The sequence below is a fragment of the Streptomyces sp. NPDC091209 genome, assembly GCF_044757755.1.
GTDB lineage: Bacteria > Actinomycetota > Actinomycetes > Streptomycetales > Streptomycetaceae > Streptomyces.
In genome coordinates, this window is the sequence record NZ_JBIVVR010000001.1 from 967,734 (window position 1) to 988,376 (window position 20,643).

The 20,643-nt window shown below is 72.1% G+C and carries 17 protein-coding genes and 1 pseudogene; 5 read left to right on the forward strand and 13 right to left on the reverse strand.

Annotated elements, in window-relative coordinates; translation table 11 throughout:
• Nucleotides 1-51 precede the first annotated feature (51 nt).
• Nucleotides 52-1,380, forward strand: a complete 1,329-nt coding sequence (locus tag ACIQRL_RS04255; RefSeq protein ID WP_401326780.1) for a beta-xylosidase — start codon at nt 52-54, stop codon at nt 1,378-1,380.
• Between the two features lie 99 nt (nt 1,381-1,479).
• A pseudogene (locus ACIQRL_RS04260) lies at nt 1,480-2,505 on the forward strand (WxL protein peptidoglycan domain-containing protein); the annotation flags it as partial.
• Here the strand turns inward: ACIQRL_RS04260 and ACIQRL_RS04265 are convergent.
• Entirely contained in the window at nt 2,402-2,740 is a 339-nt protein-coding gene (locus tag ACIQRL_RS04265) for a P-II family nitrogen regulator (protein WP_401326782.1), read from the reverse strand. The pseudogene ACIQRL_RS04260 and the gene ACIQRL_RS04265 sit on opposite strands and share 104 nt — an antisense overlap.
• Nucleotides 2,737-4,044: an ammonium transporter gene (locus tag ACIQRL_RS04270; RefSeq protein WP_401326784.1), complete on the reverse strand. Its 1,308-nt coding sequence runs from the start codon at nt 4,042-4,044 to the stop codon at nt 2,737-2,739. Before ACIQRL_RS04270 ends, ACIQRL_RS04265 begins: the two co-directional genes overlap by 4 nt.
• A 245-nt stretch (nt 4,045-4,289) precedes the next feature.
• Here ACIQRL_RS04270 and era point away from each other — a divergent pair, with 245 nt between their 5' ends.
• Complete coding sequence (gene era, locus ACIQRL_RS04275) at nt 4,290-5,255, forward strand: GTPase Era (protein ID WP_261702641.1); 966 nt, start codon at nt 4,290-4,292, stop codon at nt 5,253-5,255.
• A gap of 152 nt (nt 5,256-5,407) precedes the next feature.
• Here era and ACIQRL_RS04280 read toward each other — a convergent pair whose 3' ends face one another.
• Together ACIQRL_RS04280 and ACIQRL_RS04285 are read right to left on the reverse strand one after the other, a co-directional pair.
• Nucleotides 5,408-5,761 (reverse strand): cytidine deaminase, encoded by a 354-nt coding sequence (locus ACIQRL_RS04280; protein WP_401326787.1) that lies wholly within the window; start codon nt 5,759-5,761, stop codon nt 5,408-5,410.
• A 43-nt stretch (nt 5,762-5,804) separates the two neighbouring features.
• The gene (locus ACIQRL_RS04285; protein WP_401328084.1) at nt 5,805-6,626 is read right to left on the reverse strand and encodes a helix-turn-helix transcriptional regulator; all 822 of its coding nucleotides are present in this window, start codon (nt 6,624-6,626) and stop codon (nt 5,805-5,807) included.
• Between the two features lie 143 nt (nt 6,627-6,769).
• Between ACIQRL_RS04285 and ACIQRL_RS04290 the strand changes: the two genes are divergently transcribed.
• The gene (locus ACIQRL_RS04290) at nt 6,770-8,320 is read left to right on the forward strand and encodes an MFS transporter (RefSeq protein WP_401326789.1); all 1,551 of its coding nucleotides are present in this window, start codon (nt 6,770-6,772) and stop codon (nt 8,318-8,320) included.
• A 23-nt stretch (nt 8,321-8,343) separates the two neighbouring features.
• Here the strand turns inward: ACIQRL_RS04290 and ACIQRL_RS04295 are convergent, their stop codons facing one another.
• The 5 genes from ACIQRL_RS04295 to ACIQRL_RS04315 all read right to left on the reverse strand — a co-directional run bounded on the left by ACIQRL_RS04295 (nt 8,344) and on the right by ACIQRL_RS04315 (nt 12,903).
• Nucleotides 8,344-8,703, reverse strand: a complete 360-nt coding sequence (locus ACIQRL_RS04295; protein ID WP_401326792.1) for an MmcQ/YjbR family DNA-binding protein — start codon at nt 8,701-8,703, stop codon at nt 8,344-8,346.
• Nucleotides 8,700-10,004 carry a hemolysin family protein gene (locus ACIQRL_RS04300; protein ID WP_401326795.1) on the reverse strand — a complete coding sequence of 435 codons (1,305 nt, stop codon included), beginning with the start codon at nt 10,002-10,004 and terminating at the stop codon, nt 8,700-8,702. Before ACIQRL_RS04300 ends, ACIQRL_RS04295 begins: the two co-directional genes overlap by 4 nt.
• Entirely contained in the window at nt 10,001-10,498 is a 498-nt protein-coding gene (gene ybeY / locus ACIQRL_RS04305) for an rRNA maturation RNase YbeY (protein ID WP_328668970.1), read from the reverse strand. The genes ACIQRL_RS04300 and ybeY overlap by 4 nt, the downstream gene beginning before the upstream one ends.
• A gap of 12 nt (nt 10,499-10,510) precedes the next feature.
• Complete coding sequence (locus tag ACIQRL_RS04310) at nt 10,511-11,569, reverse strand: PhoH family protein (RefSeq protein WP_401326799.1); 1,059 nt, start codon at nt 11,567-11,569, stop codon at nt 10,511-10,513.
• A 230-nt stretch (nt 11,570-11,799) separates the two neighbouring features.
• Nucleotides 11,800-12,903 (reverse strand): carbohydrate kinase family protein, encoded by a 1,104-nt coding sequence (locus ACIQRL_RS04315; RefSeq protein WP_401326802.1) that lies wholly within the window; start codon nt 12,901-12,903, stop codon nt 11,800-11,802.
• 371 nt (nt 12,904-13,274) lie between these two features.
• Here ACIQRL_RS04315 and ACIQRL_RS04320 point away from each other — a divergent pair, with 371 nt between their 5' ends.
• Nucleotides 13,275-14,660 (forward strand): MFS transporter, encoded by a 1,386-nt coding sequence (locus tag ACIQRL_RS04320; protein ID WP_401326805.1) that lies wholly within the window; start codon nt 13,275-13,277, stop codon nt 14,658-14,660.
• 116 nt (nt 14,661-14,776) lie between these two features.
• Here the strand turns inward: ACIQRL_RS04320 and ACIQRL_RS04325 are convergent, their stop codons facing one another.
• The 4 genes from ACIQRL_RS04325 to ACIQRL_RS04340 all read right to left on the reverse strand — a co-directional run bounded on the left by ACIQRL_RS04325 (nt 14,777) and on the right by ACIQRL_RS04340 (nt 20,609).
• Nucleotides 14,777-15,769 carry an adenosine deaminase gene (locus tag ACIQRL_RS04325; protein WP_401326808.1) on the reverse strand — a complete coding sequence of 331 codons (993 nt, stop codon included), beginning with the start codon at nt 15,767-15,769 and terminating at the stop codon, nt 14,777-14,779.
• A 206-nt stretch (nt 15,770-15,975) separates the two neighbouring features.
• Entirely contained in the window at nt 15,976-16,881 is a 906-nt protein-coding gene (locus ACIQRL_RS04330) for a ribonuclease Z (RefSeq protein WP_401326809.1), read from the reverse strand.
• A gap of 6 nt (nt 16,882-16,887) precedes the next feature.
• A complete protein-coding gene (locus ACIQRL_RS04335; protein ID WP_401326812.1) occupies nt 16,888-17,265 on the reverse strand; it encodes a histidine triad nucleotide-binding protein in 378 nt (125 codons plus the stop codon).
• A gap of 131 nt (nt 17,266-17,396) precedes the next feature.
• Nucleotides 17,397-20,609 carry a S41 family peptidase gene (locus ACIQRL_RS04340; protein ID WP_401326814.1) on the reverse strand — a complete coding sequence of 1,071 codons (3,213 nt, stop codon included), beginning with the start codon at nt 20,607-20,609 and terminating at the stop codon, nt 17,397-17,399.
• Nucleotides 20,610-20,643 lie beyond the last annotated feature (34 nt).

A 20,643-nucleotide genomic window follows, 5' to 3' on the forward strand; every position in this document is an offset into this window, starting at 1 on the left:
GTCGGCGCAGACGAGCCGCTGCGCCCGCATCCCTCAGGAGGGGGCAACACCATGTCAACCACGGGTCCGACAATCCGAAGACGCCGCCTCGCGGCACTGCTCGGGGCGACCGTACTCGCGCTCACCGCGGGAGGCGCGCTGGCCGCCCCGGCCGGAGCCGCTCCCACGAACGTGGACTTCGCCACGCACTGCATCCCGCCGGCGATCGCGGGCCTCCCGCCGATCGACGGCACCACCACCGCGAAAATCACGGTGGACAACGCGAGTCCGAAGGTCGGCGACACGGTCACCGTGACCTACACGGTGGTCACACCCGCCGCCAGCAACCCCGTCGACATCGCGCTGCCGGCCGACATCATGACCCCCACCGGCAAGGTCGCGCTGGGCGGCGCGCAGACCGGAAACGTCACCGTCGCCGGTCCCAAGAAGAACGACCCGGTGCCCGGCAAAGGCGCCTTCCCGTCGTTCAGCATGACGGGCACGTTCACCGTCACCGCGCCCGGCGCGATCACCCTGTCGCCGAGCGACTACAACATCCACACCAGCTACATCATGGAGCTGGACACCCCGTGCACGGTCATCACCCCGCCCGCCCCGGTGTCGGAGACGGTCACCGCGACCGGTGGCGGACAGACCAACACCCGGGCCATCCAACTCGGTTCGGCCTCCGGGAACCCCGGTGACAGCGTGACCGTCACCGGCAGCGACTTCACCCCGGGCGCCAGCGTCACCCTCGCCGGACGGTCCGGGGCCACCCAGACCGCCGACACGGCGACCGTGACCGCGAACGCCCAGGGCTCCTTCAGCGGCTCGCTCGTCGTCAACGACAAGACGACGACCGGCGTGGTCGCGTACGAGGGGGGAAGCTGGAACGCGGACACCGGAGCGGGTCCCGCCGCGTACGTCGTCAACGACAACACGCCCGTCCCGGACGGCAGTCAGAAACTCACCACCACGGTGAAGGCGGGAACGCTGTCGATGACCCAGGCCGGGGACGCCGTCGCGCTGTCGGCGGTCGACTACGGCAAGGGCGGTGCCTCCACGGGCGCCCTGCGGACGGTGACCGTCAAGGACTTCCGCGGCGGACCCGCGGGCTGGTCCCTGACGGGCAAGGTCACCGACTTCACCGGCCCCGGCGCGAAGATCGACGCCGGTGCCCTGAGCTGGACCCCGGCCTGCGCCACGAAGGCCGGCAGCCCGAGCACCTGCCAGGCCGGTTCGTCCGGCACGGTGGGCACCTCGGGGGCGACCCTGGCGTCCACCCCCAACGGGACGCTCACCGGTGGTGAGTTCACCGTCGACGCCGGACTGTCGCTGAACGTACCGGAGTTCACGCCTCCCGGCTCCTACTCCGGCGTGCTCACGTTGACGCTCAGCTGACCGGTCCGCCACTCGACCGGTCAGTCCGCACCCCGGTGGCCGGGCGCGCACCCGCCCGTCCACCTCGTCCGCCCATGCCGTCCGCGGGGGTCCGCACCCATGCGCAAGCCGTACGCCCTCCTCCTGAGCCTGTTCCCTGCCCTGCTGGCCCTCTCCGCCTTCCTGGCGACCCCCTCGTACGCGGCCGACAACGGGAGCTGGTCGGTCTACCCCGTGTCCTCGCGCATCGCCGCCCGGCCGTACTTCTACCTCTCCGCCGACCCCGGCCAGACCCTCCGGGACAAGGTCACCGTCGCCAACAAGACCGGCGGTCCGCTGACCTTCCGGCTGTACGCGGCCGACGCCTACAACACCGCGCGCGACGGCGGCTTCGCCGTGCGCACGCTGAAGGAGACCCAGCGCGGGGTGGGAGCGTGGGCCCGGCCCGACCGCTCCCGGGTCACCGTCCCCGCGCACGGCGAGGTCACCGTGCCGTTCACGCTCCGCGTCCCGGAGCGGGCCGAACCCGGCGACCATCCGGGCGCGCTGGTGGCGCTCGACGAACGGATCGAGACGGGCACGAACGCGCTCTCCGTGGGGGTGCAACGAGCGGTGGCCGCCCGGGTGTATCTCCGGGTCGGCGGCCCGACGGTCCCCGCCCTCGCCGTGGAGAAGGTCCGACTCGCCCACCACCAGCCGCTGATCCCGGGCACGGGCGCCTCGGGGACCACCGTCTCGTACACCCTCCACAACACGGGCAACGTGACACTGAACCCGAAGGTGCGGCTGAAGGCCGAGGGCCTCTTCGGGCGGACCCTGCTGTCCCGTGATCTCACGGGCATCCCCGCGGAACTGCTTCCGGGCCAGCGGGTCCGGCTCACCGCGCCCTGGCACGGCTCGCCCCAACTCGACTGGTGCGATGTGACGTTGACGGCCAGCTCGCCGGGGACCCGGGAGTCGGCGAGCGTGTCGTTCCTCGCGCTTCCGTGGCTGGTGGCCGTGCTGGTGGGTGCCGCGTCCGCCGCGGCGGTGGTGGTGACGATCAGAGCGCGTCGGGCCCGCGTTCGCCCGTCCGTACCCGTACGACCGTCTCCACGGGTACGGACCACACCTTTCCGTCCCCGATCTTCCCGGTCTGCGCGGCCTTCACCACCGCGTCGATGACCGCGTCGGCCTCCGCGTCCTCGACGACGACCTCGATCCGGACCTTGGGGACCAGGTCGACCCGGTACTCGGCGCCGCGGTACACCTCGGTGTGCCCGCGCTGCCGCCCGTAGCCACTGGCCTCGGTGACGGTCAGCCCGTGCACACCGAGCTCCTGCAGGGCGGTCTTGACCTCGTCGAGGCGGTGCGGCTTGACGACGGCGGTGATGAGCTTCATGCCGGGTGCTTGACCTTCTGCGCGGTGGGAAGGGACGACGACACCGGGGCACCGTGGCCCAGGACCCCGTGATCGTAGGCGCTCTCGGCGTGCACCGTAAGGTCCAGGCCGGTCTGCTCGTGCTCCTCGTCCGCGCGCAGGCCGACGAGCCGGTCGAGGAGCTTGCCGATGCCGTACGTGGCGCCGAACGCGTACGACCCGACGGCCAGCACCCCGACCAGTTGCCGGCCGAGCTGGCCGAGCCCGCCGCCGTACAGCAGCCCCTCGATCCCGCCCGTCATCCCGTGGACCGCGAAGACGCCGATGAGCAGCGTGCCGATGACACCGCCGACCAGGTGGACGCCGACGACGTCCAGCGAGTCGTCGTAGTTCAGCTTGAACTTCCAGCTCACGGCGTACGAGCAGACGACACCGGCGGCGAGCCCGACGGCGAGCGCGCCCAGCAGGGACACCGACCCGCAGGACGGGGTGATGGCCACCAGACCGGCGACCGCGCCCGAGGCGGCACCCAGCGTGGTCGGGTGGCCGTCGCGCCGCTGCTCGACGAGGAGCCAGCCGAGCAGGCCCGTGCAGCCGGCGGTGAGGGTGTTGAGGAAGGCCGCGGCGGCCAGACCGTTGGCGCCGAGGGCGGACCCGGCGTTGAAGCCGAACCAGCCGAACCAGAGGAGACCGGCGCCGAGCATGACCATGGGGAGGTTGTGCGGGCGCATGGCGTCTTTTTTGAAGCCGAGCCGCGGCCCGAGGACCAGGCACAGCGCCAGCCCGGAGGCGCCCGAGGTGATCTCGACCGGCATACCGCCCGCGAAGTCGAGCGCGCCGAGACCGTCGCGGATCCAGCCGCCCGGACCCCACACCCAGTGCGCGACGGGAACGTATACGAGCAGCGCCCAGACGGGTACGAAGACGAGCCAGGCCCCGAATTTCGCCCGGTCGGCGACCGCCCCGCTGATCAGCGCGGCGGTGATGATCGCGAAGGTGAGCTGGAAGGTGGCGAAGAGCAGGGTGGGGACGCTGCCCGTCACGCTGTCCGGCCCGAGCCCGGCCATCCCCGCGTGCCGCAGCCCGCCGATGAGCCCGCCGAACGCGTCCTGCCCGAACACGAGGGAGTATCCGGCCGTCAGCCAGACCACCGTGACCAGGGCGATCGACACGAAGCTCATCATGAGCATGTTGAGCACGCTCTTCGCGCGGACCATGCCGCCGTAGAACAGGGCGAGGCCGGGCGTCATCAGGAGGACGAGCGCGGTGGCGGCGAGCAGCCAGGCTGTGTCGCCGGTGTCGATCCGGGCAGCGGCCAGAGTCACGGTCTCTCCAACGGGGTGGGGGCGTCGTCAGAGCGTCATGGGCGCGCATTTCCGGTTGCGCACACCCGCGTTTCCGCCGTGTTTCATTGCGCCACGATTTCCGAATCCTCACAGATGAGGTGTCCGGCGCCCGGCGCCGGAGCGCCCGGCGGGCGAGTCCCCGACGCCCCGCGCCCGGGCGCCGGAATGCCCGCCTCCGCGCTATCGAACAGCTTGGTACGGCAGGCGCCCGACGATCAGGGAGAATGGGCGCCATGAGCGTTCGCAACCAGTCATCCGAGCCGTCCGAGGCAGTGGGGAACCACCGCGCCGGCTTCGCCTGTTTCGTGGGCCGCCCCAACGCGGGCAAGTCCACCCTCACGAACGCTCTGGTCGGCCAGAAGGTGGCGATCACCGCGAACCAGCCGCAGACCACCCGGCACACCGTGCGGGGCATCGTGCACCGGCCCGACGCGCAGCTGATCCTCGTCGACACCCCTGGCCTGCACAAACCGCGCACGCTGCTGGGCGAGCGGCTCAACGACATCGTCCGCACCACCTGGGCCGAGGTCGACGTGATCGGCTTCTGCCTGCCCGCGAACGAGAAGCTCGGCCCGGGTGACCGTTTCATCGCGAAGGAACTGGCGTCGATCAAGAAGACGCCGAAGATCGCGATCGTCACGAAGACCGACCTCGTCGACAGCAAGACGCTCGCCGAGCAGCTCATCGCGATCGACCAGCTCGGCCGGGAGCTCGGGTTCGAGTGGGCCGAGATCGTCCCCGTGTCGGCGGTGGGCGACTCGCAGGTGGGTCTGCTGGCCGATCTGATCGTCCCGCTGCTGCCCGAGGGGCCCGCTCTCTACCCCGAGGGCGACCTGACGGACGAGCCGGAGCAGGTCATGATCGCGGAGCTGATCCGTGAGGCCGCCCTGGAGGGTGTCCGCGACGAGCTTCCGCACTCCATCGCCGTCGTGGTCGAGGAGATGCTGCCGCGCGAGGACCGCCCCGCCGACAAGCCGCTCCTCGACATCCACGCCTTCGTCTACATCGAGCGCCCCAGCCAGAAGGGCATCATCATCGGCCCCAAGGGCAAGCGCCTGAAGGACGTCGGCATCAAGTCCCGCAAGCAGATCGAGGCGCTGCTCGGCACGCCGGTCTTCCTCGACCTCCATGTGAAGGTCGCCAAGGACTGGCAGCGCGACCCCCGGCAGCTGCGCAAGCTCGGCTTCTGAGACACCTCCGCGCTCTGAAGGCATCCAGCGCAGGGAAGACGGCCCGGACTCCGGGCCGTCTTCTCGTACAAGGGCGGGCGGAAGCCTTCTCCGCCCGCCTTCACCGCCGGTGTCGGCCTGCGGTCACTTCGAGCGTCGCCGCACCGCCGGTGTCAGCCCGCTGTCACCGTCAGGCGCACGACGCCGTCGAGCCCGGCCAGCAGCACCGGCGTCGCGGGGCCGCCGAGATCCCGTACGGCCGCGCGGTCCTCGTCCGTGACGGCCTCCGCCTCGGAGACCACGGCCGCCGCCTCCAGGGACTTCGCCCCGGACGCCACGGCCATCGCCACGGCCGTGCGCAGGGCGCTCAGCCGCAGGGACTCCAGCTCCACGGTCCCGGCGACGTAGGTACGCCCCGTCTCGTCGCGTACGGCCGCGCCCTCGGGCACACCGTTGCGGGCCCGCGCGGAACGGGCCAGGGTGACGATCTTGCGGTCCTCGGGGTCGAGCGCGCTGCTGTCGGTCATGACCAGAGCATACGAAGTGCCGGCACGCGTCCCCGCCGAAGGGTCACCCCGCCACCGGGTACATCGACCCGCGGCGCCCCTCCGGCGAGGCGAGCCACTCCAGCTTCGAGGCCGTGTTCGCCTCCGGCAGCGGCGTGTGCAGCACGATCGTGAGGTCGGGCCGGACGGGCACCTTCATCGCGGTGGACTCCACGGCGATGAGACCCACCAGCGGATGGTCGAGTTCCTTGCGGATCTGCCCGGCGTCCTCGATGTCCCGCAGCTCCCACAGCTTCGCGAACTCGGCGCTGGCCGCGGTCAGTTCGGCCAGCAGCTCGCGGAACCCCTCGTCGTCCGGCGCGGCGGCGCACGACGCGCGGAACTGGGCGACGACGGTACGGGCGTTGCGCTCCCACGTCTTGGAACGGCCCCGGTAGAGCGGGTCGGTGAAGAAGTCGACGACGCAGTTCTGGGTGATCTCGGGGCGCATACCGAGGACCACCGCGGCGGCGTCGTTGTACATGACGCAGTTGTAGTACGGGTCCATGATGTGCGCCGGATACGGCATCCACGTGTCGATCAGCCGCCGCAGCCCGTCGCGCATGTCCCGGTCCCCGGGGGCGACTTCGGGCACGGGCGGGTTCATTCCGGCCAGCGTGTACAGATGACGCCGCTCGGTGTTGCTGAGCCGCAGCACGCGGGCGACCGAGTCCAGGACCTGCGGCGACACGGAGATGTCCCGCCCCTGCTCCAGCCACTGGTACCAGGAGGCGCCCACACCCGCGAGGACGGCGACCTCCTCGCGGCGCAGCCCCGGTGTGCGGCGGCGGGCACCGCCGTCCGGGAGCCCGGCCTCGGCCGGTGAGACCCGTGCCCGGCGGCTCATCAGGAACTCCCGCAGTTCCGGACGCCGTTGGGTCTTGAGCGCGTCCTCCGTCACGTGTGCCTCCCCCTCCGGTGACTGGTGGTGCGGCCACCAGCATAAGTTCCGGCTCCCCACGGATATTCCGGCCGCCGCAAGCTCTTGCCATGACCACCGAGACGACGACCGAGTCCACCACCCGCACCCCCGGCGGCAGCACGCCGGGCACCGATCCGGACACCACGAACGGCCCCCGGGCCGACACCTCCTCCGCTCCCCCCGTCCCCGGGAGGGACCACCGGCCACCCCGCGCCGGCCGGCTGTCGAAGCGCGACGGGCTCGTGCTCTTCGTGCTGTGCGCGGCCCAGTTCATGGTCGCCCTGGACTTCTCCGTGCTGAACGTGGCGCTGCCCGTGCTCGGCCGGGACCTCGGCATGAGCCGCTCCGCGCTCCAGTGGGCGATCACCGCCTTCGCACTGCCGTCCGGCGGCTTCCTGCTCCTCTTCGGCCGCGTCGGCGACCTGTTCGGCCGCCGCAGGCTCTTCCTCGCCGGGCTGGCCCTGTTCGGGGCGGCCTCGCTGCTCGCGACCTTCGCCTGGGACCCGGCGGCGTTCCTCGTCGGACGGGCCCTGCAAGGGCTGGGCGCGGCGGCGATCGTGCCGACCGGCATGTCGCTGCTGACCACCACCTTCCCGGAAGGCCCGGCACGTGACCGCGCCCTGGGCATCTCCGGCACGCTCCTGTCGCTCGGCTTCACGGTCGGCATGGTGGCGGGCGGCGTCCTGACCGACGTGCTGGGCTGGCGTTCGACGATGGGCCTGCTGTCGCTGTTCGCGCTGATCGTGCTGCCGCTGGCCCCGGGCCTGCTGCCCGTGTCGCGTCCCCACGGCTCCGGGGACGTGGCGGGTGCCGGAGTCCCGGACCGCCCGCGCCTGGACATCCCGGGGGCGGTCACCGTCACCGGTGGTCTGCTGGCCCTGATCTACGCGCTGTCGACGGCGGCGGACCGCGGCTTCGGCGGCGCGGACGTCGTCACGACGCTCGTCGCGGGCGTGCTGCTGCTCGGCACCTTCGTCCGGATCGAGTCCCGTGCCGCCGCCCCGCTCGTCAGCCTGACGATGCTGCGCCGCCGCACGGTGGCCTGGGGCAACCTGGGCGGCCTGGTCACCTTCTCGATGATGTCGACGGTCGTGTTCGTGCTGACCCTGTACCTGCAGGAGACGCTCGGCCTCTCCGCCTTCGAGACGGGCCTCGTCTTCGGCGTGCAGGGTGTGCTGTCGGCCGTCGCCGGGATGTACGCCCCGAAGGTCATCGGCCGGTTCGGCGCCCGCCGCACGCTGGTCGGCTCGCTGGCCGGGCAGGGGCTCTTCGTCGCCGGGATGCTGCTGCTGAACGCGCACACCTGGTCCGTCTGGATCGCCGCCGCCGGGGTGTCGCTGGCCAGCATGTTCCACCTGGGCGCGATCATCTCGTACGGCCTGACCGTCACCTCGGGCGTCCCCGACGAGGAACAGGGCCTGGCCACCGGCCTGGTGACCTCCACCCAGCAGGTGGGCATCACCATCGGCATCCCGCTCCTCGGGGTCCTCGCGACCACGTCGGACGACCTGCTGGCCGGCGTCCACACGGTCCTCGCCCTGGACGCGGTGATCGTGCTGGCGGCGGCCGCGCTGGTCGCGGTCGGACTCGGGCGGCAGGGCGCGGTGCGCACCCGCTGAGGGCGGTGCCGGCCCGTGAGGAGTCAAGGCCGGTCGAGGCGCAGCCGCTCGGCCCGTGGCAGACCGGCCACGACGAGATCGTACGAATCCTCGATGAGCTCCCGGACCAGGCGGTCCGGGAGTCCGCCGTCGACGGTCACCGTGTTCCAGTGCCGCTTGTTCATGTGATAGCCGGGGATGATCAGCTCCGCATGCTGCTCGCGCAGCCGGATCGCGTCCTGCGGGTCGCACTTCAGGTTGACCTTGAGCGGGCGCCCGTCCAGGTTCGTCAGGGCGAAGAGCTTGCCCAGCACCTTGAAGACCGAGGTCTCGGGGTTGAACGGGAAGTCCTCGACGGTGGCGTTGAAGGACAGACAGAACGCGCGCAGTTGGTGCGGAGTCACTCCTGCTTCTCCTCCTGAGGCTGCCCGGCCGGGCCGACCGGCTCCACCAGGACCGTGACGATCTTGTTCCGACGGCCGGCCGCGGCCTCCGCGGTCAGCCGCAGCTCGCGTCCGTCGGGCAGTTCGACCACCGAGGAGGCACCGGCGATGGGGACGCGTCCCAGCGCCTTGGCGAGGAGTCCGCCGACGGTCTCCACGTCCTCGTCGTCGTAGGCCTCGAAGCCGTACAGCTCGCCGAGGTCGCCGATGTCGAGACGGGCGGTCACCCGGAAGGTGTCGTCGCCGAGCTCCTGGACGGGCGGCAGTTCGCGGTCGTACTCGTCGGTGATCTCGCCGACGATCTCCTCGAGGATGTCCTCGATGGTGACGATGCCGGCCGTGCCGCCGTACTCGTCGATGACGACGGCGACGTGGTTGCGTTCCTGCTGCATCTCGCGCAGCAGATCGCCGGCGTTCTTGGTGTCGGGGACGAACGCGGCCGGGCGCATGGCCGTCGACACGAGCTCGGACTCGGCGTCCCGGCTGATGTGGGTCTTGCGGGCCAGGTCCTTGAGGTAGACGATCCCGACGATGTCGTCCTCGTTCTCCCCGGTGACGGGTATGCGCGAGAAGCCCGAGCGCAGGGCGAGGGTGAGGGCCTGCCGGATGGTCTTGTAGCGCTCGATGACGACGAGGTCCGTGCGGGGCACCATGACCTCGCGCACGAGGGTGTCGCCGAGTTCGAAGACGGAGTGCACCATGCGGCGCTCGTCGTCCTCGATGAGGGACTCCTTCTCGGCGAGGTCGACCATCGCCCGCAACTCCGCCTCGGAGGCGAACGGGCCGCGCCTGAACCCCTTGCCGGGGGTGAGCGCGTTGCCGATGAGGATCAGCAGCGGCGGGATCGGGCCCATGATCCGGGCCAGCGGCAGCAGGACGTACGCCGCCGCCGTCGCGGTGTTCAGCGGGTGCTGGCGGCCGATGGTGCGCGGCGAGACGCCGACCGCGACGTACGACACGAGGACCATGACGGCGATGGCGACCGCCAGCGCCTGCCAGGTCTTGTCGAACTCCTTGAGGCAGGCGAAGACGACGAGCGCGGCGGCCGCCATCTCGCAGACCACGCGGACCAGCAGCGCCACGTTCAGATAGCGCGTCGGATCGGCGGTGACCTGGGCGAGCTTGGCGCTGCCGCGCCGGCCGCTGCGGACCGCCTCCTCGGCGCGAAAGCTGGAGACGCGCGCGAGGCCCGCCTCCGCGCAGGCGGCGAGCCAGGCGACGACGACCAGGGTGATGGCACCGATGACAAGCTGTGGGCTCATGACACGGTCGGGGCCGGAGACGGACCCGTGATGCCCTTCTCCGTGCGCCAGCCGTCCACGATGGCTGCCTGCAGACCGAACATCTCGGCCTTCTCGTCGGCTTCCTCGTGGTCGTAGCCGAGCAGGTGCAGCACACCGTGGACGGTGAGCAGTTGGAGCTCCTCGTCCATGGTGTGCTGCGTCGGAGCGTCCTTGCCCTGCTGCTCGGCGACCTCGGGGCAGAGCACGATGTCGCCGAGCAGTCCCTGCGGCGGCTCGTCGTCGTCCTTCGACGGCGGACGCAGTTCGTCCATCGGGAAGGACATGACGTCCGTCGGTCCGGGCAGGTCCATCCACTGGATGTGCAACTGCTCCATGGCGTCGGTGTCCACGACGATCACCGAGAGCTCGGAGAGCGGGTGGATGCGCATCCGTGCGAGCGCGTAGCGGGCGATGTCGAGGATCGCCTGCTCGTCGACCTCGGTTCCGGACTCGTTGTTGACGTCGATCGACATGGCGGTGCTGGTCTACTTCCCTTTGTGGCCCCGGCCCTTGTGGGAGCCGTTCTCGGTGCCGTTCTCGCTGTCGTACTTCTCGTACGCGTCGACGATACGGCCGACCAGCTTGTGCCGGACGACATCCTGGGACGTGAGCCGCGAGAAGTGGACGTCGTCGAGGCCCTCCAGGATGTCCTGGACCTGCCGCAGACCCGACTTCGTACCGCTCGGGAGGTCGACCTGCGTCACGTCACCGGTGATCACGATCTTCGATTCGAAGCCGAGCCGGGTGAGGAACATCTTCATCTGCTCGGGACTCGTGTTCTGGGCCTCGTCCAGGATGATAAAAGCATCATTAAGAGTCCTGCCGCGCATGTACGCCAGCGGCGCGACCTCGATCGTCCCCGAGGCCATCAGCTTCGGGATCGAGTCCGGGTCGAGCATGTCGTGCAGGGCGTCGTACAGCGGGCGCAGATACGGGTCGATCTTCTCGTAGAGCGTGCCGGGCAGGAAGCCGAGACGCTCGCCGGCCTCGACCGCCGGGCGGGTCAGGATGATCCGGTTGACCTGCTTGAGCTGGAGCGCCTGAACGGCCTTCGCCATGGCGAGATACGTCTTGCCCGTACCGGCGGGGCCGATGCCGAACACGATGGTGTGCTTGTCGATGGCGTCGACGTAGCGCTTCTGGTTGAGCGTCTTGGGGCGGATGGTGCGGCCTCGCGAGGACAGGATGTTCTGCGTGAGCACTTCGGCCGGAGTCTCCTGGCCGTCGCCCTCCCCGTTCTCGCTCGCCCTGAGCATGGCGATCGAGCGTTCCACTGCGTCCTCCGTCATGGGCTGCCCCGTGCGGAGCACCAGCATCATCTCGTCGAACAGGCGCTGGACGAGAGCGACTTCACCGGCGTCGCCGACCGCACTGATCTCGTTTCCCCGGACGTGGATGTCGGCCGCCGGGAAGGCCTTCTCGATCACGCGCAGCAGGGCGTCCCCGGAACCCAGAACAGTCACCATGGGGTGCTTGGCCGGGACGGTGAAGTGCGCGCGTGCCTGCCCCTGAGCGGGGCCGTGAGCTGTGGGTGTCTGAGTCATGGGCCGGCTCTGTAGGCCTGCGTATCCTCCTCGGTCGGCACGCTTGCCACATGGGCAGCCTTGCGGTTCCCAGCGTACGTCGCGGCACTCACGGAGCCGTAGGGCTTTTCCTCAGGTCACGAGGTCGTGACCTGAGGACGCGCCGGGACCCGAGGACACACCGACCGCACGACCGGACCGGGTCGCGATCGACCGGCCTCACGAGCGGGCGGTCTCACGAGCGGGCGGTCTCACGCCGAGCGGCCGAAACCGATCGTCGGCACCGCCCGGCGCAGCGGCCAGGGGCGGGTGACCTCCGGGAGCAGGCCCTCCAGGAACGAGTACCGGCTCAGGGCCGCCGGGTCCTGGTCGTCGACCGACTGGACCCGGCGCCACCAGGCGGCGATCTCCGACCAGCCGGGCGCCGACAGCGATCCGCCGAACTCCTGGACGGACAGCGCGGCGATCAGCCCGGCGAAGGCGAGTCGGTCGGCCAGCGGCCAGTCGGCCAGGGTCCCCATGACGAATCCGGCGACGAAGACGTCGCCCGCGCCGGTGGGATCCAGCGCCTCGACGGCGATCGCCGGGACCTCGGCGCTCTCCCCGGAGCGGCCGTCCACGGCGTAGGCGCCGTCGGAGCCGAGGGTGACGACCGCCAGCGGTACGTGCTCGGCCAGCGCGTGCGCCGCCGCGCGGGGGCAGTCGGCGCCGGTGTACCGCATGGCTTCCTCGGCGTTCGGCAGGAACGCCTCGCAGTGCGCCAGGTCGGCGAGGCCCGCCAGGTCCCAGCGGCCGGTGTCGTCCCAGCCGACGTCCGCGAAGATCCGGGTCCCGCGGCTCGCGGCCTGCGCGATCCAGGGCGCGCGGATTCCCGGGGTCAGCGAGGCGACGGCGGCACGCGCGCGTGGCGGGCAGTCCGGGGCGGGCTCCTCGTGCGGCGGCTCGTGCCCGTGGCTGACCATGGTCCGCTCGCCCTCGTACGCCATCGACACGGTGACCGGCGAGTGCCAGCCGGGCACGGTCCGCGACGGCGCCAGGTCGATGCCCTCTCCCTGTTCGAGGGCGTCCCAGCAGTACTCCCCGTAGTGGTCGTCCCCGAAGGCGGCGGCTAGGGAGGTCTTCAGGCCCAGCCGGGCGAGGGCGGTCGCCATGTTCGCGACCCCGCCGGGGCTCGAACCCATGCCGCGCGCCCAGGACTCGGTGCCGCGTACGGGGGCGGAGTCGAGCCCGGTGAAGATGATGTCCAGGAAGACGGTGCCCGTGAGGTAGACGTCCCAGGGCGGGTCCTCGGCCGTGCGCAGCCCGGCGAGCGGGTCGACATGGGCCTGGCGGAACGGTCCCTCGCCGTTGCTCACGGTGCGCTCCCTGGGGTGGTCCGGATCTGGCCAGTGTGCACCACATCGGCCGTGCGGGGCCGTGGGTCACGCCGGGGCGGCCGCGGTCCGTGGTGCGGGTGGGGCACGTCACCGACCTGCCCGTCGCCGTCTCCGGGCCCGGAGACCCCCCGGTACGCACGGCACCGGCAGTGGCCCGGCTCCCCAGCCCTCGAAAAAGCGCGCTCCCTACCCCGACGCCCCCACCCCAAACGAAGAGTGCCCCAGATCACACCACCGCGCCTTCTTCGCGGACCTCGCACCTTGATACAAATTGCCCGCGCGTTCCTGTCCGTCGACAGCCGCCCCCTCCCCCTCTTCTTGAGCCGCTCTCGCCTGCCCTGGGAACGCCCGTGTCCGCCCGCACCCCCACGCCCTGGCCCCTCGTCGCCCTTTTCACGGCCGGGTACCTCGCCGCGTATCTGCTCCCCACCACCGTCGGCCGCCTCGACGCGGGACTCCCGCTGTCGGCCACCCAGGCGGGAGCCGTCGGCAGCGTCCTGCTGCTGGGTTCGGCCTCGGCCGGCTTCCTGCTCGCCTCCCGCGTCGACCGTTTCGGCCCGCGCGGACTGGCCCGCGCCGGTCTGCTCCTCGCGGCCGTCGGCTACGGCACCGCCGCGCTCTCGGCGGCCGTTCCCCTCGTCGTCGCCGGCGCGATCGTCGGCGGCTTCGGCTCGGGTACGGCCACCACGGTCGCCGCGACCGGAATCGCCGGCCGTCGCGATCCGCACCGGGTCACCACCCTGGGTCTGCTCGGCGTCTCCGGCCTCGCGGGCGCGCTGTATCTGACGATCCCCCATCTGGGCCCGGCGCACGGTGTCCCGCTCGCCGCGATCGCCTGCACGGCGCTGCTCACGCTGTCCCTGACGGGACGGCTTCCCGCGCGCACACCGGCCGCCCGCACCCTGCGCACCGAGGCCGCCCCGCTCCCGCACCGCCGCTCCGGCCTGCTCCTCGCCGGCGCGATGCTCTTCTGGTCCCTCGCGCAGAACTCCCTGTGGGGCGTGAGCGGCCGGATCGGTCTGACCCAGGCGGGCCTCACCGAGGTCACGGTCGGCGCGGTCTTCGCGGTGGCGCTCGGCGCCGGGCTGCTCGGGACCATCGGCGCGGGCGCCCTCGGCCCGCGGCTCGGCCGGGCACTGCCGATCGGCCTGGGCACGGCGCTGATCGCCGGCTGCATCGCGCTGAGCGCGGCGGCCACCGATCTGACGTCCTTCGCGGCGGGCGAGATCGCCTGGAACGCGCTGTACCCGGTCGTGCTGTCGTACGTGATCGGCCTCGCCGCGTCCATGGACCCCCGCGGCCGGTGGGCGGTTCTCGTCGGCTCCGCCTCCTCGCTCGGCACGGCGTGCGGCCCGCTCACCGGCAGCCTGCTGTCGGCGCGGGCGGGCTACCCGGCGATGGGGACGGTCCTGGCGGCCGGTCTGCTGCTGGTCGGCGTCCCCATGACCCTCGTGGCGCTGCGCCCGCGGCGCACCACCCAGATCGTCGAGATCCCGGCCGTGGAGACGCCGGTCACGGAGATCCCGGCCGCCGTCGGCCACTTCGCGGAGATCCCGGTCGTGGAGATCTCCGTGGCGCCGGTCCCGGTCGTGGACACCGCCCGCACGCGGGTCGCCGTCGCGGACGTCGTGGAGATCCCGCTGGAGGGCGTACCCGCCCAGCGGGAGGCGTACGGCACGGCGGGGCCCCGGCGCCCGGCGGCGACCGCGTCGACGCCGGGGCCCGTGACCGTCTGACGCCCGCCGCCCGTCCCCTCCGTCCGCCCGGTTGTCCGTCTGTCCGGCTGTCCGGCTGTCCGGCTGTCCCTCCGGGCGGACGAAGGAAGCCGGCGGACGGACGGGCCCTCGCCCGGTTACGCGAACTCGTACGCGTCGACCTCGGCGATGTAGCGCGCCCGGCGCTCCTCGTCGTGCTCCAGGAAGGACGCCTCGAACGAGTTGCGGGCCAGCTCCCGCAGCCGCTCCTCGCCGAGACCGAGGGCCTCGCGCACGGCGCCGAAGTTGTCGCCGACGTAACCCCCGAAGTAGGCGGGGTCGTCGGAGTTGACCGTGCACAGCAGCCCGGCGTCCAGCATCGCGGGCAGCGGGTGCTCCGCCAGGACGCCGACGGCGCGCAGCCGTACGTTCGACAGGGGGCAGAGGGTCAGCGGCACGCGCTCCCGGACCAGTCGTTCGACGAGCTCCGGGTCCTCCATGCAGCGCAGCCCGTGGTCGATGCGCTCCACGCCGAGGACGTCGAGGGCCTCGGTGATGTACGCGGGCGGCCCCTCCTCGCCGGCGTGCGCGACGCGCCGCAGACCCAGCTCGGCGGCGGCCTCGTACACGGCGCGGAACTTGACCGGCGGGTGGCCGACCTCGGCGGAGTCGAGGCCGATGCCGACGATCCGGTCGAGGTAGGGCTTCGCGGCCTCCAGGGTGTCCATGGCGGACTCGGCGGACTCGTCGCGCAGGAAGCACATGATGAGCTGGGTGGAGATGCCGTGGGTCTCCTCGCTGCGTCCGAGCGCCCGCCACAGCCCCTCGACGACCGTCCCCATCGGCACGCCCCGGGCGATGTGCGCCTGCGGGTCGAAGAAGATCTCCGCGTGCCGTACGCCCTGCGCGGCGGCGCGGGAGAGATAGGCGTCCGCCAGGTCGGCGAAGTCCGCTTCGGTCCGCAGGACGGCCATGAGCTCGTAGTACAGGTTCAGGAACGTCTGGAGGTCGTCGAAGAGGTACGCCTTGCGCAGCTCTTCGGTGTCCGCGTACGGCAGCGTGACGCCGTTGCGCGCAGCGAGCTCGAAGGCCAGCTCGGGTTCGAGGGTGCCTTCGATGTGGAGGTGCAGTTCAGCCTTGGGGAGGGACATCGAAGCATCGTACGGTCGACTCCCGGGCCTTCCGAAACCAGCACCTTCCCGACACCGGAACACCCGCTTGCGGGCACCTCGGCGACACCAGCCCGCGGAACCGGCCCTCCCCGGGACCATCGCCTCGCGGAACCGCGCCCGGCGCCTTCCGGGCAGGTACGCGGGCCCGGGTCGGAACCCAGCTCGGACCCGGGCCGGAGGCGCCCTCAGCCTCGCTTCGGGACCGGCACTCTCACCAGGTCGTGCGCCACCGTCAGCTCCCCGTCGAACCCCGCCGCGCGGGCCTCGCGCTCGAACGCGTCGGGATCGGAGTAGCGCTGGCTGAAGTGGGTGAGCACCAGATGCCGCACACCCGCCTCCTTGGCCACCCGGCCCGCCTGACCCGCTGTCAGATGGCCGTGGTCCTCGGCGAGTTGATGGTCCCCGTCGAGGAAGGTCGACTCGATGACGAGCAGGTCGCAGTCCTCGGCGAGCGCGTCCACGCCCTCGCACAGCCGGGTGTCCATGACGAACGCGAACCGCTGTCCCGGCCGCACCTCGCTGACGTCGTCCAGCGTGACGCCCCGCAGCGAGCCCTCCCGTTGCAGCACTCCGACGTCGGCCCCCTTGATCCCGTGCCCGGCGAGCCGTTCCGGCAGCATCCGCCGCCCGTCCGGTTCGACCAGCCGGTACCCGAAGGACTCGACGGGGTGGGAGAGCCTGCGGGCCTCCAGGGTGTACGCGGGGGTCGTCGCGAGGACGCCGTCGTCCCCGACCGGCGCCTCGGTGAGCAGGGCGGTCTCGCGGTAGGCGGTGGCGTACCGCAGCCGCTCGAAGAAGTGCTGTCCGGAGAGCGGGTAGTGCGCGGTCACCTCGTGCGGTACCCGGTCGAGGTTGATGCGCTGGATCACCCCGCCGAGTCCGAGCGCGTGGTCGCCGTGGAAATGGGTGACGCAGATGCGGTGCAGGTCGTGCGCGGCGACCCCGGCACGCAGCATCTGGCGCTGGGTGCCCTCGCCGGGGTCGAAGAGGAGACCCTCGCCGTCCCAGCGCAGCAGGTAGCCGTTGTGGTTGCGGTGCCGGGTCGGGACCTGGCTGGCGGTGCCGAGGACCACCAGTTCACGTGCGGACAAGGCCGGTTATCCCGGCGGCCACTGCATGCCACGGCCGCCCAGGAGGTGGGCGTGCGCGTGGAAGACGGTCTGTCCGGCACCGCTGCCCGTGTTGAACACGATGCGGTAGCTGTCCAGCTTCTCCTCGGCCGCGATCTCGCCCGCCTCGCGCAACAGGTCCGCGGCGACGGCGGGTTCGGCGGCGGCCAGGGAGGCCGCGTCCGGGTAGTGCACCCGGGGGATCACCAGGATGTGGGTCGGTGCCTGCGGGTTGATGTCGCGGAACGCCACCGTCGTGCCGCTCTCGCGCACCAGCGTCGCCGGAATGTGCCCCGCCACGATCTTGCAGAACAGGCAGTCGTCGTGCGGTTCCCCGCCCTCGTCCCGCCTCGGCTCCTGCGCCATGCGTGTGCCTCCTCACGCCAGCCGATCATTACCTCCGCATGCTAGCGGCCCGAGGGCGCGGGCGGCTCATGGGCGCGGGCGGCTCACGGGCGGCTCGCGTCGGCGTGCGCCCGCGGGCCGCCCGCGCCGGGTCACAGCGGTGGCAGTACGGGCGCCGTCTTCGCCGGGTTCTCCTCCAGTGCGGCCAGCGCGATCCTGACCGCCTCGTCGAGCTGGGTGTCGCGGCCGGCCGCGTGGTCCTGCGGTGCCTGGACGACCTCGACGTCCGGATCGACGCCGTGGTTCTCGACTCCCCACTCGTAACCCTCCAGCCAGAAGGCGTACTTGGGCTGGGTGACGGAGGTGCCGTCGACGAGGCGGTAGCGGCTGTCGATGCCGATGACACCGCCCCAGGTGCGGGTGCCGACCACGGGTCCGATGCCCAGCGCCTTGATCGCCGCGTTGACGATGTCGCCGTCGGAGCCGGAGAATTCGTTGGCGACGGCGACGACGGGGCCGCGCGGCGCGTCCTCGGGGTAGCTGTAGGGGCGCAGGCCGCGGGGCAGGTCCCAGCCGACGATCCGCCGGGCGAGCTTCTCCACGACGAGCTGCGAGGTGTGGCCGCCGCGGTTCTCGCGGACGTCCACGACGAGGCCCTCGCGGGCCACCTCGATCCGCAGATCGCGGTGGAGCTGCGCCCATCCGGAGCCGACCATGTCCGGCACGTGCAGATAGCCGAGGCGTCCGCCGGAGCGCTCGTGGACGTAGGCGCGCCGGTCGGCCACCCACGCGTGGTAGCGCAGCGGCTCCTCGTCGGCGAGGGGGACGACGACCGCGTGCCGCGGATCGCCGCCGCCCGACGGCGAGACGGTCAGCTCGACCGGTTTGCCCGCCGTGCCGACGAGCAGGGGTGCGGGCCCGGCCACCGGGTCCACCGGCCGGCCGCCGACCGCGACGATCGCGTCCCCGGCGCGGACCGCGACGCCGGGCGCGGCGAGCGGGGCCCGCGCGTCCGGGTCGGAGGTCTCCGAGGGGAGGATCCGGTCGATGCGCCAACGGCCGTCCTCGTGGCGGGAGATGTCCGCCCCGAGGAGTCCCTGCGCCCGGTCGCCGCCGCCCCAGCCGCCGCGCGGGGTGACGTAGGCGTGCGAGGTGCCGAGTTCGCCCTGCACCTCCCACAGCAGGTCGACGAGGTCGTCGTGGCTGGCGACCCGTTCCAGGACCGGCCGGTACCGGTCGAGGACCGCGTCCCAGTCGACGCCGCCCAGGTCGGGACGCCAGAAGTTGTCCCGCATGAGGCGGCCCGTCTCGTCGTACATCTGGCGCCACTCGGCGGCCGGGTCGACGGTCTGGCGGATCCGCGAGAGGTCGACGGTGATGTTCGTGTCGCTCTCGTCGTCGTTCGAGGCGCGCCGGTCGCTGGGGACGACCTTGAGCTTGCTGTCGGTCCACAGCAGGACCCTCTTGCCGTCGCCGGTGACCGTGAAGTGGTCGGCGTCGGCGGCGAGGTGCTCGATGCGCTGCTGGGCGAGGTCGTACCGCTCCAGTTCGGTCTTCGGGTCCGGGTCGTCCGGGGTGGCGCGGGAGGCGCCGAGCACGCCCCGGACCGGGTGGCGCAGCCACAGCAGCCCGTCCTTGGCGGCGCGCAGCGTCGAGTAGCGGGCGGCCTCGACGGGGAAGGGCACGATCCGGTCGGCGAGTCCGTCCAGGTCGATACGGGTGCTCGGGGTGCCCTCGCTGTCGGGGGTCTCGTCCTTGTCGGGGGTCTCGAAGGGTCTGCCGTGGCGCTGCGGTCCGAAGGGGGACGGGGTCGTCGCGGCCAGGGTGATCAGGTACGGCCGGGAGCCGCCGACGAACGCCAGGTCGAAGACGTGCTCGTCGTAGACGGGGTCGAAGGCGCGTGCCGACAGGAAGGCGAGGTGTTTGCCGTCGAGGGTGAACGCCGGCGCGTAGTCCCGGAAGCGCAGCGGGGTCGCCTCGGTGACCGACAGGTCGGTGGTGTTGGCGAGCTTGAGCTGGCGCAGCGGCCGCGGTCCGGGGTGCGACCAGGCGAGCCACGCCGAGTCGGGCGAGAAGACGAGGCCGGTGACGTCGCCGTCGTCGCTGCGGTCGACCTCGCGGACCTCGCCGCTCTCGCGCTCGACGATCAGGACGCGTCCGTCGTGCGAGGCGACGGCGGCGCGGCTTCCGTCGGGCGCCATGGCGAGGCCGAGGACCCGGCCGAGCGCGCCGGCGGCGAGCCGTCGCGGGGTGGCTCCGGGGGCGACTCCGGTGGCCGGGGCGAATTCGAGGGCGTCGTCGCCCTCCGCGTCGGTCACCCACACCACGTGCTCCTCGCCCTCGGCGCGGAAGGTGCGGGGCAGCCGGGCGCGGACGCCCTGCTCGGCGGCGAGCGCGCGGGCGGGTCCGGAGCGGTGGGTGATCCAGTGGACGGCGCCGCGCACGGAGATCGCGCTGCCGCGTCCGGTGTGGTCGGGCGCGGCGGAGGAGAACCAGCGCGAGGCGCTCACGGAGCGCGGCTGCTGGTCGACGCGCTGACCGCCGAGCCGGACGTCCAGGCGGCGCGGCTCGGCGCCGTCGAGGTCGTCCAGGAGCCACAGTTCACCGGCGGAGGAGTACACGACGCGGGTGCCGTCGGTGGCCGCGTGGCGGGCGTAGAAGGAGTCGAGGGGGGTGTGGCGCCGCAGGTCGGATCCGTCGGCGAGGGAGGAGTACAGGGCTCCGACGTCCTCGTGGTCCGACAGGAAGGCGATCCGTTCGCCCGCCCAGAGGGGATATTCGAGGTTCCCGTCGATGTCCTCGTGCAGCCGGACGAACTCGCCGTCGCCGTCCCGGTCGATCCACAGCTTGCCCGCCGTGCCGCCCCGGTACCGCTTCCACCAGGCGGCCTCGCGCCCCATCGGGGCGGACAGCAGGACGACGCCGGGCTCGCCGTGGGCGACATCGCCGACGGGCCCGTACGGCAGGGTCGTGGCGGGGCCGCCGTCGAGCGGGACGGACCGTGCCCAGCTGCGGCGCAGGCTGGCCTGGCCCTGGGTACTGAGGGCGAGCACCTGTCCGTCGGGGGTCCAGCCGCGTACCTGGGTCTTCTGACTGCCCCAGTACGTCAGCCGTTTGGCGGGCCCGCCGGACAGGGGGGCGGCGTGGACCTCGGGGGCTCCGTCACGCGTCGACGTCCAGGCGACGGTCGTGCCGTCCGGGGAGACGCGCGGATGGTTGACGGGCACGTTGTCGGCGCTGACCCGCCAGGCGCGGCCGCCACCGCCGAGGGGGGCGGCCCAGATGTCGTCCTCGGCCGTGAAGACGACCAACTCGCCGTGCAGATGCGGGAACCGGAGATACGCGGAGGGTGCGGACTCAGTCACCCGGTCACCCTACGCAGCCCACGCGCGCCCCGAC

Bases quoted from the DNA above. Each gene is read 5' to 3' on its own strand.
- ACIQRL_RS04255 (WP_401326780.1), top strand. From the start codon at position 52: ATGTCAACCACGGGTCCGACAATCCGAAGACGCCGCCTCGCGGCACTG.
- ACIQRL_RS04265 (WP_401326782.1), bottom strand. From the start codon at position 2,740: ATGAAGCTCATCACCGCCGTCGTCAAGCCGCACCGCCTCGACGAGGTC.
- era (WP_261702641.1), top strand. From the start codon at position 4,290: ATGGGCGCCATGAGCGTTCGCAACCAGTCATCCGAGCCGTCCGAGGCA.
- ACIQRL_RS04280 (WP_401326787.1), bottom strand. From the start codon at position 5,761: ATGACCGACAGCAGCGCGCTCGACCCCGAGGACCGCAAGATCGTCACC.
- ACIQRL_RS04285 (WP_401328084.1), bottom strand. From the start codon at position 6,626: ATGAGCCGCCGGGCACGGGTCTCACCGGCCGAGGCCGGGCTCCCGGAC.
- ACIQRL_RS04290 (WP_401326789.1), top strand. From the start codon at position 6,770: ATGACCACCGAGACGACGACCGAGTCCACCACCCGCACCCCCGGCGGC.
- ACIQRL_RS04300 (WP_401326795.1), bottom strand. From the start codon at position 10,004: ATGAGCCCACAGCTTGTCATCGGTGCCATCACCCTGGTCGTCGTCGCC.
- ybeY (WP_328668970.1), bottom strand. From the start codon at position 10,498: ATGTCGATCGACGTCAACAACGAGTCCGGAACCGAGGTCGACGAGCAG.
- ACIQRL_RS04310 (WP_401326799.1), bottom strand. From the start codon at position 11,569: ATGACTCAGACACCCACAGCTCACGGCCCCGCTCAGGGGCAGGCACGC.
- ACIQRL_RS04325 (WP_401326808.1), bottom strand. From the start codon at position 15,769: ATGTCCCTCCCCAAGGCTGAACTGCACCTCCACATCGAAGGCACCCTC.
- ACIQRL_RS04335 (WP_401326812.1), bottom strand. From the start codon at position 17,265: ATGGCGCAGGAGCCGAGGCGGGACGAGGGCGGGGAACCGCACGACGAC.